We start from the raw sequence: 13758 nt of genomic DNA, 5'->3' as shown, positions 1-13758 counted from the left end.
GACGACTTCGGGAGGAGGTCAGGGATGAACGACACAGACGCGATGCGGGTCGGCTTCGTCGGCCTCGGCACGATGGGCCGCGAGATGGCCCGCAACCTGGTCGAGGCGGGGTATGTCGTCACCGCCCACGACATCGATCCGGCGGCCGTCGAGGCCTTGGCGACGATCGGGGCCCGGCCCGCGCTGAGCGTGGCGGATGTCGGCGCGAGCGCGGACGTCGTCGTCACCATGCTGCCCGATACCCCGCATGTCGAGGAGGTGGCCCTCGGCCCGGGCGGTCTCGTCGAGACGATGCGTCCGGGCACCGTCCTCGTCGACATGAGCACGATCTCGCCGGTGGCGACGCACACCATGGCGGAGCGTCTCGCCGCCTCCGGCATCTCCATGCTCGACGCGCCCGTGTCGGGCGGCCCGATCGGCGCGAAGAATGCGGCGCTCTCGATCATGGTGGGGGGCGACGCGCAGGCTTTCGAGCGCGTTCGGCCCGTCCTGTCGGCCATGGGGACCACGATCTCGCACGTGGGCGCAAGCGGTGCCGGCCAGACGGTGAAGCTCTGCAACCAGCTCGTCTGCGGCGTGAACCTTCAGGCCATCTGCGAGGCGCTGGCGCTCGGCCGTGCCTGCGGGGTCGATCTCGACCAGATGCGCGAGGTGCTGCTCGGCGGCTCGGCCTCGTCCTGGATGCTCGACAAGCTCGGGCCGTCGATGATCGCGGGAGACACCGGGGCGGGGTTTCGCATCGACCTGATGCTGAAGGATCTGCGCCTGACGCTCGAGATGGCGCAGGCGCGCTCGGTGCCGCTGCCTGCGACCTCGCTCGTGACCACGCAGTATCTCGAGGCCAAGGCGCATGGCGAGGGCGCCAACGGCAATCAGGCCCTGTTCCGCGTCTACGACCGGATGACGGGGCAGCGTGCCGCCGGCGCGCCGGACGGGCGGCCATGAGCCTCGACTTCACCGCCATCTTCGCCCGCTGGCAGATGCTGCAGGACGGGCTTCTCCTCACCGTGCAGCTCGCCGCGGTAACGACGCTGACCGGCTTCCTGATCGGCACGGCCTGCGCGATCGCCCGGCGGTCGAGCCTGCGCTGGGCATCTCGGGTGGCTGGCGTCTACATCGAGAGCATCCGCAACACGCCGTTCCTCGTCCAGATCTTCGTCGTCTATTTCGGGCTGTCGAGCCTCGGCTTCTCGTTCTCCGCCGTCACCGTCGCGATCATCGCGCTGACCATCAATGTCGGCGCCTATACGGCCGAGATCATGCGCGCCGGGTTCGATTCGGTGCATCGGGGACAGTGGGAGGCGGCCGAATGCCTCGGCCTGTCGAAGCCCAAAGCCTACTGGCACGTCGCGCTGCGCCCGGCGATGGAGCGCGTCTACCCCTCGCTCACCAGCCAGTTCATCCTCCTGATGCTGGCCTCCTCCGTGACCTCGCAGATCTCCGTCGAGGAACTGACGGCCGCCGCCAACTTCATCCAGTCCGAGACCTACCGCCCCTTCGAGACCTTCCTCGTGGCCGCCGTCCTCTATCTCGCGCTGTCGCTCGTGATGCGCCTCGTCTTCTGGCTCTTCGGCCTCCTCATCTTTCCGCGGCTGCGACGCCTCGGAACGGCACTGTAGGGGACGCGGCCATGAACACCGCCGTCAATCTCGGCCACCTCCAGTTCCTCCTCACCGGCGCCCTGTGGACGCTCGTGCTGTCGCTGATGGCCTTCGTCGGCGGAGGCGTCGTCGGCTTCCTCGTCGCGCTCGGCCGCACCGCGCCCTGGCGTGCCCTGCGGGTCGTCACCGGCGTCTACGTCACGGTGGTGCAGGGCACGCCGCTCCTCATCATCCTCTTCATCACCTATTTCGGCCTGCCGACGCTCGGCTATTCGATCTCGCCGCTGCTGGCGGCCGGCCTGTCGCTGACGATCTATGTCGGCGCCTATCTCGGCGAGATCTGGCGCGGCTGCCTCCAGTCGGTGCCGAAAGCCCAGTGGGAAGCGGCCGAGTGTCTGGCGCTGTCGAAGACCAGCCGGATGTTCCAGGTGATCCTGCCGCAGGCGATCCGCATCGCGACGCCCCCGACCGTCGGCTTCTGCGTCCAGATCATCAAGAACACCTCGCTCGCCTCCGTCGTCGGCTTCGTGGAGCTCGCCCGCGCAGGGCAGCTCATCAACAACTCGATCTTCGAGCCCTTCCTGATCTACGTGATCGTCGCCGCCCTCTACTTCTGCCTCTGCTACCCGGTGTCGCTTCTCAGCCGCCGGCTGGAGCAGCGCGGCGCGGCGCGTCTTCGCACCCTCAAGGCGCTGTCGGCATGACCGCGGCTCCCACCCAGGATACAGCCATGCCCATCGTCGCCCTCAAGGACGTCAGGAAGAGCTTCGGGTCCGTCCAGGTGCTGCACGGCGTCTCGTTCTGCGTCGAGAAGGGCGAGGTCGTCGCGCTGATCGGGGCGAGCGGCTCGGGCAAGTCCACGGCGCTGCGCTGCATCGACCGCCTGGAGGTGATCGACAGCGGCGAGATCGAGGTCTGCGGGCACCGGGTCGACGACCCGAAGCTCGACCTCAGGCGGCTGCGGCAGGACGTCGGCATCGTCTTCCAGAGCTACAACCTCTTCCCGCACCTGACGATCGCCGAGAACATCATGCTGGCGCCCCGCTCGGTGAAGAAGATGGCCAAGGCGGAGGCGCGGGCGGTGGCCGAGGGCGTTCTCGCCAAGGTGGGCCTCGCCGAGAAGGCGGACCAGTATCCCGAGCAGTTGTCGGGCGGCCAGCAGCAGCGCGCCGCGATCGCCCGCTCGCTGGCGATGGAGCCCAAGGTCATGCTCTTCGACGAGGTGACCTCGGCGCTCGATCCTAAGCTCACCGGCGAAGTGCTGCGCGTCATCGAGAGCCTGGCCGCCGGCGGCATGACGATGATCATGGTGACGCACGAGATGAACTTCGCCCGGCGCATCGCCGACCAGGTCGTGTTCATGCACCAGGGCCGCATCCACGAACACGGACCGGCCGGGATTCTCGACCGGCCGGCAACGCCAGAGCTGCGCGACTTCGTCGCCGAAGAACTGTGACGGCGGGGCGACCCAGAACCCGCCGCATCGAGGGAGGAACCCCATGAAGCTGAAGACGCTCACCGCCGTTGCCGCGGTTCTCGCAACGCTTGCCGCCGGCGTCGCGCCGGCCGCAGCCGATGCGCTCGCCGACATCATGGCCGCCAAGAAGATCCGGGTCGCGACCGACATGGCGATCCCGCCGTCGGGCATGCTCGACCCCAACCTCCAGCCGACGGGCTCCGACGTCGAGACGGCCAAGCTCCTCGCCGCCGACTGGGGCCTCGAACTCGAGTTCGTCCAGACCACGGGCGCGACGCGCATCCCGAACCTTCAGACCAACAAGGCCGACATCGTGATCTCGACCCTGTCGGTCACGCCCCAGCGGGCCGAGGTCATCGACTTCTCCAAGCCCTACGCCGCGCTCCAGTCGGTGGTCGGCGCGCCGAAGGCTTCGCAAATTGCCGGCTGGGACGACGTGCGGGGCCAGGCGATCACCGTGACCCGCGGCACCACGCAGGACACCGAGCTGACGGGCCTCGCCTCCGAGAAGGGCTTCACCGTCACCCGCTACGACGACGACGCCACGATGGTGACGGCCGCCGTCAGCGGACAGGCCAAGATGGTGGCGACCTCCGCGACGCTCGTGAACCAGATCGGGCAGCGCAATCCGGACCTCGCCTACGAGCCGAAGTTCGTGATCCGCACCTTCGATCTCGCGATCGGCCTGCGCAAGAACGAACCCGAACTGAAGGCCAAGCTCGACGAGTGGGTCGCCGCCAACCTCAAGAACGGCAAGCTCAACGAGATCTACCAGCGCTTCCACGGCTCCGCCCTGCCGGCCGAAATGCTGCAGTAGGACGACCGGCCGACGTGACGTGACTAGAGGGTGGACGCGGATGCGCAGGATCCGCGTCCACCCGATCGCTTGGAGGCTGCTCTGCATCGGCTGCGGGAAGAACCCGGCCGAGCATCGATCCACGCGCTCCCCGACCTACGTCCCCACGCGGACCTTCGACGGTGCGAGCCAGTTTCCACGAAGCGGAGATCGAGCCTGTCCATCGCCAAGGCGCTTGCGCAGGCGTCGCCGCCGTCCGTCATCATCTCGAACGCAGAGCCGGAGTGATCCTGCCGGATCCGTCGTCTGCGCTGCGCTCCTCGGCAATGGTTGGAGGAGACGGGAGAAAGCACCGTTCTCCCCGGCCGAGTTTCGTCGTGGCCGCCCGTCTACATGCCTGAAGGGCGCCTGCCCCGGCCCGCTACGGACGACGGAACCGGGACAGATCCTTCTAGCGCGCGTTGCCCACCGTCTGCGTAGCCGCCTCGTCGATCACATCCGCGACCACTTTCGGCTGGGTCAGGTAGACGGCATGGCTGGCGGCGACGTTCGTGACCTTTGCGCCAGTGCGCTTGGCCATGTCCTGCAACATCCGCTGGTCGAAGGCCTTGTCGTCGGTAGCGATCACGGCCCAGCTCGGCAACGTGCGCCAGGCGGCGTGCTCCAGCTTGGTGGCGAAGACCGACATGTTGATCGGCACCTGCGCATCCCTCAGAAAGGCGGCATCGGCCTCGCTCGCATCGGCCGCGAACCCGGCCGCGAACGCGTCGGGCTTGATGAAGCCATAACCATCCTCTCCCGTTTCGATCACGAACTCGGGCGGGGTCGTGTATCCAGCATACTGCTGGGCGGTGGTCTCGCCGGCGTCCGGGGACAAGGCGGAGACGTAGACGAGGCCGCGCACCTTCGGATGCACGCCGGCCTCGGTGATGACCGTGCCACCCCAGCTATGTCCGACGAGGATTGCGGGGCCGTCCTGGCGATCCAGTGCCCGGTGTGCCGCGGCAACGTCGTCCGCCAACGAGGTCAAAGGGTTCTGGACGATCGTCACGCGATAGCCGCGTGCCGTCAGGTCCTCGTAGACTCCCCGCCAGCCCGAGCCATCTGCGAAGGCGCCGTGGACAAGGACGACATTCTTCACAGGCTGGGCGTTGGCCTGAGCCATCGCCGGCAGCGTTCCGGCGACGGCGATCGTGGCGACGGTCGCGAGAGCGACGTTAAGCAGGGTCGGGATCATGGTTGAGACCTTTCGAAGAGAACAGCGTTTGGGGGCGTGACTGTTATCGCGATACATATCTGACAGAGCTTTTTCCTGCTGTCCAGCAAATTGTTATCGCGATATACGTTTAGGGCGATGATCGATGGGAACTGCGGAAAGAACGATGGAATGACCGAGCCTGCCAACCCGCCCGTACCGCTGGAGGACCAGCTCTGCTTCGCCATCTACTCGGCGGGGATCGCGATCCAGCGTGCCTACAAACCCCTCCTCGACGAGTTGGGTCTCACCTATCCGCAGTATCTGGTGCTCAACGTCCTCTGGCGTCGGGATGCCCAGACTGTCGGTGCCGTGGCCCAGCAACTCGCTCTGGAGTCGAGCACGCTGACACCGATCCTCAAGCGGCTGGCCGCTGCCGGATTGGTGCAGAGGACCTCGGATCCGACAAACGGGCGACAGGTCATCATTGCCCTCACCGATGAGGGAAAGGCTCTGCGATCTCGAGCAGGATGTCTGGGCGACGCGCTGCTCGAGGCATCGGGGAAGACGCCCTCGGTGCTGGCGAGACTGAACGGCGAGATCAACCAGCTTCGCGCCGCCGTCTACGACCATATCGGCGGCTGGTCGGTCTCGGACACGCCCGCCGACCAGGCGTAGGCGCCGACCGAGCGCGTCAGGCGGTCGGAACCGTCCCGCCGTCGATCACGTGCTCGGTGCCGGTGATGGACGCCGCGCGATCCGAGGCCAGGAAGGCGATGAGGTCAGCAACCTCTCCGGGTGCGGCTGGGCGCCCGAGCGGGATGCCGCCGAGCGACGTCATGATCACCTGGATCGCTTCGTCGTAGCTGATGCCGGCCTCCTCGGCGATGCGCAGGGCCAGCCCGTTCGAACCGGCGTCCGCGATCCAGCCGGGCGAGACCCGCACCACCCGCACGCCCTTCGGAGACACCTCCTTGGACAGGCTCTTGCTGTAGGTGTTCAGGGCCGCCTTGGCCGAGGCATAGCCTGTGGTCGCCTCGGGCAACGGCAGGCGGTTCTGGATCGAGGTGACGTGGACGACGACGCCCCTCCCCTGCGCCAGCATGCCGGGGATCAGCGCGCGATCGAGCCGGACCGCCGGAAGGAAGTTCAGCGCGAACTCCTTGTCCTATTCCTCGTCGGTGAGCGCGGCAAAGCCACCCGAGGGCGCCGAGGAGCCGCCGAGAACGTTGACCAGGATGTCGAGCCCGCCGAGTTCCCGCTCCACCGCTTCGACCACGGCCTGGACACCGGCAGGGGTCGTGAGGTCGGCTGCGACGAAGGCCGCGCCGGCAAAGTCCGCCGGCTTGCTGCGAGCGGTCGTCAGCACGCGGGCACCGAGTTCCTTGAACAGGGCGACGGTCGCAGCGCCGGCTCCCATCGTGCCGCCGGTCACGAGAGCCCGACGGCCCTCCAGGGACAGAAACGGACTCATACGGTGATCTCCAGCTCGGCGATCTTGTCGCCCGCGAGGACGAAGAAGAAGCGCAGGTCGATCGGGCTGCCGGGGAAGGTGCCGACGACGTGCGCCGTCACCCGGGTCATTGCGTTCTCTTCGGCGATGAAGAAGGGCTCCGCCGTGTAGCTGTACTGCTGGAGTGCCTCGACCATCCAATCGCGGGTGGCGTCCCGGCCTCGATGGGTTTTGCCCTTATCCCTCACGATTGCGTCGGTCGTGAACGTGGCGGCGATCGCCTGGGGATCGCCCGTGCCGTCGGCTTCGAAGTAGGTTTCGATGGCAGGGGGAAGTTTGATGGCCATGAGTGTTTCCGATCGTTTGGCGCCACCGGGATGGGGCGGCGACGACCCGCTCCGGGTGTCGACACCCCGAACTTAGATCGATGCCGTTGATGTCATAAGCGGGACAGAACAGGACGTGTCATGCCGAATGGAGGGACAATGACCCGATCCGTGATTGCCGATCTCGACGCCGTCGTCTGTGTCGCGCGCCTCAAATCCTTCCGTGCGGCCGCATTGGAGCTTGGCATGTCGACGACCGCCTTGAGCAGCGCGGTGGCAAAGCTCGAGCAGCGGTTGCGGGTCCGCCTGTTCAATCGGACGACCCGAAGCGTCTCGCTCACCGATGCGGGCCAAGCCTTTGTGGAGCGAGTGGGGCCGGCGGTAGCCGACATCCATGATGCGATGCTCGCGGCCCAGTCGCTTCAGGCGACGCCCGCAGGCACGCTGCGCATCAACGCCTTCGCCTCGGCCGCCCGCGAGGTGATCGCGCCGCTCGTCCTCCGGTTCCTGCGGCGCTATCCGCAGGTGCACATCGATCTCGTCACGGAAGGGCGGATCATCGACATCGTGGCGGCGGGCTTCGACCTCGGCCTGCGGCCGGCCGATCTCGTGCCGAGCGACATGATCGCCTTGCCGCTCGGCTTGAGGCGCAATCACGCCGTCGTCGCCTCACCGGAGTTCCTGCGCACCCACGGCGTGCCGATCATTCCCGACGACCTCTACCGGTTCCGCTGCATCCGCGCCCGCCTGCCCAACGGTGCCCTTCTGCGCTGGCCCTTCGAGAAGAACGGAAGTGCGTCGAATATCGATGTGCAGGGCGCGATCACCCTCGACGAGCCGAGCCTCGTACGGATCGCGGCGCAGGACGGGATAGGCCTCGGCTACGTGATGGAAGCGGACGTGCGCGAGGACATCGCGTCCGGCCGGCTGGTGCGGGTTCTGGAGGACTGGACCCCGGATCTCGCTCCCCTCGCGCTGTATTACCCAGGCAGGAAGAACCCGACGGCCGCCTTCAGCGCCTTCATCAAGGCGGCCCGAGAGTTTGCCAATGGGTGACGAGACAAACGGACATGGAGCTGCCGGTGATCGACGCATGAAACAACCGCCAGGCTCCTGTCGGTGTTCGATGCCGGCTTGCACCCATCACCGCCCATCAGCCGAGCGTCCGCAGACCACCCGATCGAGCCGGTCAGGCGCACGATGGCGCACGCCTGTCGGCGGTCCGAAGCGTGGGCCCCATACCGGTCAATCAGCGGGATCCGCGCGGCGCTCGAAGCGGCCACCTGCAGGCTATGAGGGAACTTCCGCCAGGATTGTCGAGATTGGCGAGACTGGACGGCGACCGAGCTTGCCGCAGGTTTCGACGGCGACGCGGCACAATTTCGGAAGATCGACGCCGGTCCGCACCCCCATGCCTTCGAGCATGTAGACGAGTTCCTCCGTGGCGACGTTTCCGGTCGCCCCCTTGGCATACGGACAGCCGCCGAGACCGCCGACGGAGGCATCGAACACCGTCACGCCTTCTTCCAGGCATGCCAGGATGTTGGCGAGCGCCTGGCCGTAGGTGTTGTGCTCGTGAAGCGCGATCGCGGCCATCGGGATCTCTTCGGCCACCGCTTTCACCAGGGCCCGCGCGACGTTCGGCGTGCCGACCCCGATCGTGTCGCCCAACGACACTTCATAGCAGCCGATATCGTACAGACGGCGGGCCACGTCGACGACGGCCGCGCGTGCGACTTCGCCTTCGTATGGGCACCCCATGACGCAGGACACGTATCCTCGGACGCGAATGCCTGCCTCGCGGGCGCCGTCGAGAACGGGCGCGAAACGCTCGAAGCTCTCGTCGATCGAACAGTTGATGTTCTTCCGGGAGAAGCTCTCAGAAGCCGACGCGAAGATCGCGATCTCCTCGGCGCCGATATCCCGAGCCGCTTCGAAGCCCTTCATGTTCGGGACGAGCATGGGAAACCTTACGCCATCGCGACGTCCGAGTGCCGAAAGGACGTCAGCAGACCCGGCCATCTGCGGAACCCATTTCGGCGAGACGAAGCTTCCCGCTTCGATCACGACGAGCCCGGCGTCGATCAGCCCCTCGATCAGTCGAACGCGATCGGCGACGCCGAGTGGAACCGCCTCGTTCTGCAGACCGTCCCGCGGGCCGACCTCCACCAAGCGAACGCTGTTCATTGGCCAATCCTTTTTCCGTGGTCGATCGAAAGTTCGGTCTGCAGGAAGGCGCAGAACCTCGGGTCGGCGCCGTATGCGACGTTCACGCGCATGGCCGGCTCGACGGCATGGTCGCGGTCGGCATGAAAGACGCTGGCCGGCGCCACGAAGATGTTGGCGGCCGCGGCCCGGCGGCAGAACGCCGCTTCGTCGATCGTCGGCGGCAACGGAACCCAGATGTAGAAGCCCTGCACCTTGGGAAGGGAGACGTTGAGACCCACCTCGGCCAGGGCTTGGCCGGTGGCCTTCGCGCCGTCCTCGATCCAACCCCGGAGCCGCCGCAGGTTCTTCAGGTATTGCCCGGTCTCGATCATCTCCAGAACGACCCGTTCGACATGGAGCGAGGTCGCCACCATCGTGATCATCTTGAGGTCGACCAGGCTGCGGATCGTTGCGGGCGCGCCCGCGATGTAGCCGCAGCGCAGGCTCGCGGAGAGCGTCTTCGAGAACGATCCCACGTAGAGAACGCTCTGTTGCTGGCCGAAGGCGGCAAGGCGCGGCAGCGTCGGGGCGAGGAGGTCGGCGAAGATGTCGTCCTCCACGATGCGGAAGTCGTGCACCTCGGCCAGCTGGAGGAGATTGAACGCGTGCGTCGGCGTCAACGTGCCGCCGGTCGGGTTGTGGGCCTGACTCTGCGTGAAGAACAGCTTCGGCCGATGGCTGACGAGCTTTCGTCTCAGCTCGTCGAGGTCCGGCCCATCCTCCAGACGTCGGATCGAAACGACGTTCGCCTTGGCGAGGCGAAGCTTGGCAAAGAGCGGATAATAGCCGGGGCTGTCGACGAAGACCGTGTCGCCCGGCTCCAGGAAATGCCGGATGATCAGATCGAGGCCGTGGTTGACGCCGCTGGTCAGCATCACCCCGTCGGCCTCGGTCGCAATCGACCGCTCCGCCAGGGAAACGCGCAGCCATTCCCGCAGCGCGCCCAGTCCCCAGGAACTGCCGTATCCGAAATCCACTTCGGCCGTGGCATTGCGGCTCGTGCGCAGGATACGCCGCATGTCCGCGTCTTCGGTCCAGTTCGCCGGCGGGCGACCGTCGCCGGGACGCGTCAGATAGTTCTGATCGAGTTGTTCGCGCAGGAGCGACATGATCGACGTGGCTTCCGTCACGTCTGGTTTCGGTTTGGGAACGGACGACGGGCGGATCTCGGAGACGTAGTAGCCCGATCCCGACCGAGCGACGACGAGACCGCGCGCGACCAACCGGTCGTAGGCTTCCGCCATCGTGTTCTTGGAAATGCCGAACTGCTCGGCCGCACCCCTCACCGACGGGAGTTTCTGCCCCGGGCGGTAGAGACCCGACGCGAGCTGCCCGGCGACCTGGGCAACGATCGTATCGACCAGCTTCATCAATTGTCCCAAGCCTGTCTGGGGACAGTGCCGTGCATTAAGCGGCAAACCGTCCCTTGCTTCGCCATAGGAGTTTAGGACAGCTTGGCATCACTGCAAAGCCGAAGCATCCGTGGGAGGACGCCCTTGCTCAGGAAGACCGCAACGTCGCGGATCGAGAACATGCGCAACATGACGCCGGCCGAGCGGCTGGACGCCGTGGCGCACGCCGCGATGGTGGACGACCGGACCCGATCGACCCTCGGGGCTCCCGACGCCCTGCCGATCGAGCTTGCCAACGGCATGATCGAGAACGTCATCGGGACGTTCCAGCTGCCCTTGGGGGTCGCCACGAACTTTCAGGTCAACGGCCGGGACTACCTGGTGCCGATGGCGGTCGAGGAACCCTCGGTGGTGGCCGCCGCGTCCTATATGGCGCGCATCGTGCGCGGCTGCGGCGGTTTCCAGACATCGTCCACGTCGCCGATCATGCGTGCGCAGGTCCAGCTTCTCGGCGTCGCCGATCCCCATGGCGCACGGCTGGCCATCCTGGCGGCGCAGGACGAGATCGTCGCCGCCGCCAACGCCAAGGATCCCGTCCTCGTGAAGTTCGGCGGCGGATGCCGCGCCATCGAGGTTCACGTGTTTCCCTCGACCTCCCGTGGTCCGATGGTCGTCCTTCATCTCCTGGTCGATGTGCGCGATGCGATGGGCGCCAACACCGTCAACACCATGGCGGAAGCGATCGCCCCCATCGTCGAGCGCGTCACGGGCGGAGAGGTCCGGCTGCGGATCCTGTCCAATCTCGCCGACTTGCGGCTGGCACGCGCCCGCATCGAGATCACGGAAGACGCTCTCGCCACGAAGGAATTTTCCGGGCGCCGCATGATCGAAGGGATCGTGGACGCCTACGAGTTCGCCGCGGTCGATCCCTACCGGGCCGCCACGCACAACAAGGGCATCATGAACGGCGTGGACCCGGTCGTCGTGGCGACGGGCAACGACTGGCGGGCGATCGAAGCGGGTGCCCATGCCTATGCCGCCCGCTCGGGTCGCTACACGTCGCTGACGACATGGGAAGCAAGCGCCAAGGGTACGCTCGTCGGCACGATCGAGATGCCGATGGCGCTGGGTCTCGTCGGCGGCGCGACGAAGACGCACCCGTCCGCCCAGGCGGCGCTGCAGATCCTGAACGTCGCATCCGCGACGGAGCTTGCGGAGGTCACCGTCGCGGTCGGCCTCGCGCAGAACATGGCGGCGCTGCGGGCGCTGGCGACCGAAGGCATCCAGCGCGGCCACATGGCCCTTCATGCCCGCAACATCGCGATCGGGGCAGGCGCCGTGGGCCCGGAGATCGACGCCGTGGCCCGCAGACTGGCGGCTGATCACGACGTGCGTGCCGCGCGGGCCGAGGAGATCCTCGCAGAGCTGCGAAAGTAAACCAGCGCGACGGTCGCTGCGGGAGGAGCAGCAACGGCAGCGCGTGACCTGACGGGACTTGGGAGGACATCGATGACAGATCGGCACGCCGTAGGTGCTACGGCGACGCATGGCCAACTCGCGGAAGTATGGGGCGACGTGGTCTCGCGACGCCAGCTTGGGAAGGCCATGGCGATCGGCGCCGTGTTGAGCGTCGCGATCTATCTTGCGGCCTTGGCAATCTTGGCACCGCTCGCGGCAACGCCAGCCATAGGCAAGGCGCTCGCCATGCTGGGAGGGATCCTCGGATCTGTCGCCAGCGGCGCGATCTGCGCCCGCATCTTTCCTCCCAAGCGCATCGTATCGGAGGCGGCCCAGACCGGAACCGAGTGGCAGCGCGAAGTGCTCGACCAGCTCGAGCAGGAGGGCCCCATCGGACGGGTGGCCGAGCTTCCGCCCGCCGTGGTGCAGGAGATGCGGGAGGTCGGCCTCTACGATCTCTTCAAGACCTACGAAGACCGGCACTCGGCCAAGAAGGAGGTGGAGTGACATGGACGGTCTGCTGTTCGAAATTCTGGTCGTTCTCGGCTTCGGTCTTCTGGGAGCGGTGCTGTTCTCGGCAATCGGCCTCATCTCCGGAACCGACGAAACGACGACCATCGCGCCGGTGACGCTCCTGATCGTCCTGCTCGGCGCGCCGCCGGCGGCGATCTTCACCTTCTGGATGGCCGCCGCGGTCTCGAAGCACATGACGCATGCGGTGCCCACGGCCCTCCTCGGCATCCCCGGCGATACGCTCGCCCTGCCGCTTCTCCAGCAGGCGAACGCGTTGCGCAACCTCGGGGCGCCTCACGTGGCCCTGCGCAAGATGCTGGCGGGATCCGTCATCTCCGCGTTCATCGCAGTCCCGCTGGCCGTCCTGTTCGCCGTCATCCTGGCGCCGTTCGGAACCTACATCACCGCGTCGGCGCCGTGGCTCTTCATCGCCGCCGCGATCGTCATCGCCTACTTCTCGGCCGGCCGTTGGGCCTCGGTCGTCGCCCTGGTGCCGTTCACGCTCCTGATCGTGGCGCTGCAGGGCTTTACGGCCGTCCACGACGTGAAGCTCGGGGTCAGCTACTTCCTCGGCATCGCGGTCGGACCGCTGGTCGCCGAGCTCTTCTCGGCCGTGTCGCCGCTCGAAAACAAGCGCATGGACCGCGCCGAGGTGCGTCGGACTACGCTGGCACCGGACGTCAAGGGATGGGGCGGCTACTTCCCCAACCCGTTCCGGGTCCTCGACAGGAGCCAGGTGGCGATGACGGCGACCGCCGCCGCCGTGACCAGCGCCACGTTCGTGTTCAGTCCGGTCGCCGTCACCGTCATCGCCGGCGAGATCGTCGGGGCGCGCGTGAAGCAGGCCTACCACCGCCTGACATCCGTCCTGGCCGTCAGAAACGGCGTGACGGAATCGACCTATATCGCGGAAGCCCTGATCCCGCTCATCGCCTTCGGCCTCCCGTTGAGCCCGGTCGCGGCGGGACCGGCAGCGCCCTTGTTCAACGCGCCGCCGCGCTTCACGGTCGATGCGGGAAGCGGCGTCGTCAACAACCTCCACACCCTGATGTCGGTGACCGAGTTTCTCGTCTGGGGTCTGGTCGCGGTCGCGATCGCAGCGGCCGTCGCCTATCCCTTCGCGATGAACCACGCCAGAAGCGCGGCGGCCTTCGTCGCCAAGCACATCAGCCACGAGGCCATCATCGCCACGTTCGTCGGCCTTGTCCTGGTGATCGGCCTCTGGGAAGGCGGGCCCCTGGCCCTGCTCGTCATCGTGACCGTCGGCCTCGTCGGCGGACTGCTCAACCGCGTGCTGGGGATGAACACCGGCGTGCAGTTCATGGGCTACTACGCCGCGATCCTCAGCGTCCCGGCGTTCCTGAAGCTGATCGGCTGAC

The 13758-nt window shown here is 66.9% G+C and carries 14 protein-coding genes and 1 pseudogene; 10 read left to right on the top strand and 5 right to left on the bottom strand.

All coding sequences use genetic code 11. From position 1 onward, the window contains the following. Nucleotides 1-24: 24 nt before the first annotated feature. Genes AUL34_RS10910 through AUL34_RS10890 form a run of 5 tightly spaced genes read left to right on the top strand, consistent with a single transcriptional unit; the run spans nt 25 to nt 3895 of the window. Nucleotides 25-945, top strand: coding sequence for an NAD(P)-dependent oxidoreductase (locus AUL34_RS10910; protein WP_061933744.1), 921 nt, complete (start codon nt 25-27; stop codon nt 943-945). Next, a complete protein-coding gene (locus tag AUL34_RS10905) occupies nt 942-1619 on the top strand; it encodes an amino acid ABC transporter permease (RefSeq protein WP_061933743.1) in 678 nt (225 codons plus the stop codon). Before AUL34_RS10910 ends, AUL34_RS10905 begins: the two co-directional genes overlap by 4 nt. Before the next feature lie 11 nt (nt 1620-1630). Further along, a complete protein-coding gene (locus tag AUL34_RS10900) occupies nt 1631-2305 on the top strand; it encodes an amino acid ABC transporter permease (protein ID WP_061933742.1) in 675 nt (224 codons plus the stop codon). Nucleotides 2306-2331: 26 nt separating this feature from the next. Next, nucleotides 2332-3057: an amino acid ABC transporter ATP-binding protein gene (locus tag AUL34_RS10895; RefSeq protein WP_156420884.1), complete on the top strand. Its 726-nt coding sequence runs from the start codon at nt 2332-2334 to the stop codon at nt 3055-3057. 43 nt (nt 3058-3100) lie between these two features. Continuing rightward, the gene (locus AUL34_RS10890) at nt 3101-3895 is read left to right on the top strand and encodes a transporter substrate-binding domain-containing protein (protein WP_061933740.1); all 795 of its coding nucleotides are present in this window, start codon (nt 3101-3103) and stop codon (nt 3893-3895) included. 430 nt (nt 3896-4325) lie between these two features. On the opposite strand, the gene AUL34_RS10885 is transcribed toward AUL34_RS10890, so the two are convergent. Continuing rightward, nucleotides 4326-5111, bottom strand: a complete 786-nt coding sequence (locus AUL34_RS10885) for an alpha/beta fold hydrolase (RefSeq protein ID WP_061933739.1) — start codon at nt 5109-5111, stop codon at nt 4326-4328. A gap of 150 nt (nt 5112-5261) precedes the next feature. On the opposite strand from AUL34_RS10885, the gene AUL34_RS10880 reads away from it, so the two are divergent. Then, on the top strand, nt 5262-5747 hold the full coding sequence (locus AUL34_RS10880; RefSeq protein ID WP_061933904.1) for a MarR family winged helix-turn-helix transcriptional regulator: 486 nt from the start codon (nt 5262-5264) through the stop codon (nt 5745-5747). 16 nt (nt 5748-5763) lie between these two features. Here AUL34_RS10880 and AUL34_RS10875 read toward each other — a convergent pair. Then, nucleotides 5764-6543, bottom strand: a pseudogene (locus AUL34_RS10875) (SDR family oxidoreductase). After that, nucleotides 6540-6869, bottom strand: a complete 330-nt coding sequence (locus AUL34_RS10870; RefSeq protein WP_061933738.1) for a nuclear transport factor 2 family protein — start codon at nt 6867-6869, stop codon at nt 6540-6542. Before AUL34_RS10870 ends, AUL34_RS10875 begins: the two are co-directional and overlap by 4 nt. Before the next feature lie 138 nt (nt 6870-7007). Here AUL34_RS10870 and AUL34_RS10865 point away from each other — a divergent pair, with 138 nt between their 5' ends. After that, on the top strand, nt 7008-7904 hold the full coding sequence (locus tag AUL34_RS10865) for a LysR family transcriptional regulator (protein ID WP_061933737.1): 897 nt from the start codon (nt 7008-7010) through the stop codon (nt 7902-7904). A 234-nt stretch (nt 7905-8138) separates the two neighbouring features. On the opposite strand, the gene AUL34_RS10860 is transcribed toward AUL34_RS10865, so the two are convergent. Then, a complete protein-coding gene (locus AUL34_RS10860; RefSeq protein ID WP_061933736.1) occupies nt 8139-9035 on the bottom strand; it encodes a hydroxymethylglutaryl-CoA lyase in 897 nt (298 codons plus the stop codon). Beyond that, entirely contained in the window at nt 9032-10426 is a 1395-nt protein-coding gene (locus tag AUL34_RS10855) for a PLP-dependent aminotransferase family protein (RefSeq protein ID WP_061933735.1), read from the bottom strand. Before AUL34_RS10855 ends, AUL34_RS10860 begins: the two co-directional genes overlap by 4 nt. Before the next feature lie 126 nt (nt 10427-10552). Here AUL34_RS10855 and AUL34_RS10850 point away from each other — a divergent pair, with 126 nt between their 5' ends. The 3 genes from AUL34_RS10850 to AUL34_RS10840 all read left to right on the top strand — a co-directional run bounded on the left by AUL34_RS10850 (nt 10553) and on the right by AUL34_RS10840 (nt 13757). Then, on the top strand, nt 10553-11845 hold the full coding sequence (locus tag AUL34_RS10850; protein ID WP_274532653.1) for a hydroxymethylglutaryl-CoA reductase, degradative: 1293 nt from the start codon (nt 10553-10555) through the stop codon (nt 11843-11845). A 168-nt stretch (nt 11846-12013) separates the two neighbouring features. Next, nucleotides 12014-12373 carry a hypothetical protein gene (locus AUL34_RS10845; protein ID WP_061933734.1) on the top strand — a complete coding sequence of 120 codons (360 nt, stop codon included), beginning with the start codon at nt 12014-12016 and terminating at the stop codon, nt 12371-12373. Between the two features lies 1 nt (nt 12374). Continuing rightward, nucleotides 12375-13757, top strand: coding sequence for a tripartite tricarboxylate transporter permease (locus tag AUL34_RS10840; RefSeq protein WP_061933733.1), 1383 nt, complete (start codon nt 12375-12377; stop codon nt 13755-13757). Nucleotide 13758 lies beyond the last annotated feature (1 nt).

It is taken from the genome of Aureimonas sp. AU22, from assembly GCF_001463745.1.
Taxonomy (GTDB): Bacteria; Pseudomonadota; Alphaproteobacteria; order Rhizobiales; family Rhizobiaceae; genus Aureimonas.
The sequence above is the reverse complement of the archived record's forward strand: the minus strand, read 5'-3'. Positions and strand labels throughout refer to the sequence as shown.

Coding starts and splice junctions, on each gene's coding strand:
- AUL34_RS10910 (WP_061933744.1), top strand. CDS start 25: ATGAACGACACAGACGCGATGCGGGTCGGCTTCGTCGGCCTCGGCACG.
- AUL34_RS10905 (WP_061933743.1), top strand. CDS start 942: ATGAGCCTCGACTTCACCGCCATCTTCGCCCGCTGGCAGATGCTGCAG.
- AUL34_RS10900 (WP_061933742.1), top strand. CDS start 1,631: ATGAACACCGCCGTCAATCTCGGCCACCTCCAGTTCCTCCTCACCGGC.
- AUL34_RS10895 (WP_156420884.1), top strand. CDS start 2,332: ATGCCCATCGTCGCCCTCAAGGACGTCAGGAAGAGCTTCGGGTCCGTC.
- AUL34_RS10890 (WP_061933740.1), top strand. CDS start 3,101: ATGAAGCTGAAGACGCTCACCGCCGTTGCCGCGGTTCTCGCAACGCTT.
- AUL34_RS10885 (WP_061933739.1), bottom strand. CDS start 5,111: ATGATCCCGACCCTGCTTAACGTCGCTCTCGCGACCGTCGCCACGATC.
- AUL34_RS10880 (WP_061933904.1), top strand. CDS start 5,262: ATGACCGAGCCTGCCAACCCGCCCGTACCGCTGGAGGACCAGCTCTGC.
- AUL34_RS10870 (WP_061933738.1), bottom strand. CDS start 6,869: ATGGCCATCAAACTTCCCCCTGCCATCGAAACCTACTTCGAAGCCGAC.
- AUL34_RS10865 (WP_061933737.1), top strand. CDS start 7,008: ATGACCCGATCCGTGATTGCCGATCTCGACGCCGTCGTCTGTGTCGCG.
- AUL34_RS10860 (WP_061933736.1), bottom strand. CDS start 9,035: ATGAACAGCGTTCGCTTGGTGGAGGTCGGCCCGCGGGACGGTCTGCAG.
- AUL34_RS10855 (WP_061933735.1), bottom strand. CDS start 10,426: ATGAAGCTGGTCGATACGATCGTTGCCCAGGTCGCCGGGCAGCTCGCG.
- AUL34_RS10845 (WP_061933734.1), top strand. CDS start 12,014: ATGGCGATCGGCGCCGTGTTGAGCGTCGCGATCTATCTTGCGGCCTTG.
- AUL34_RS10840 (WP_061933733.1), top strand. CDS start 12,375: ATGGACGGTCTGCTGTTCGAAATTCTGGTCGTTCTCGGCTTCGGTCTT.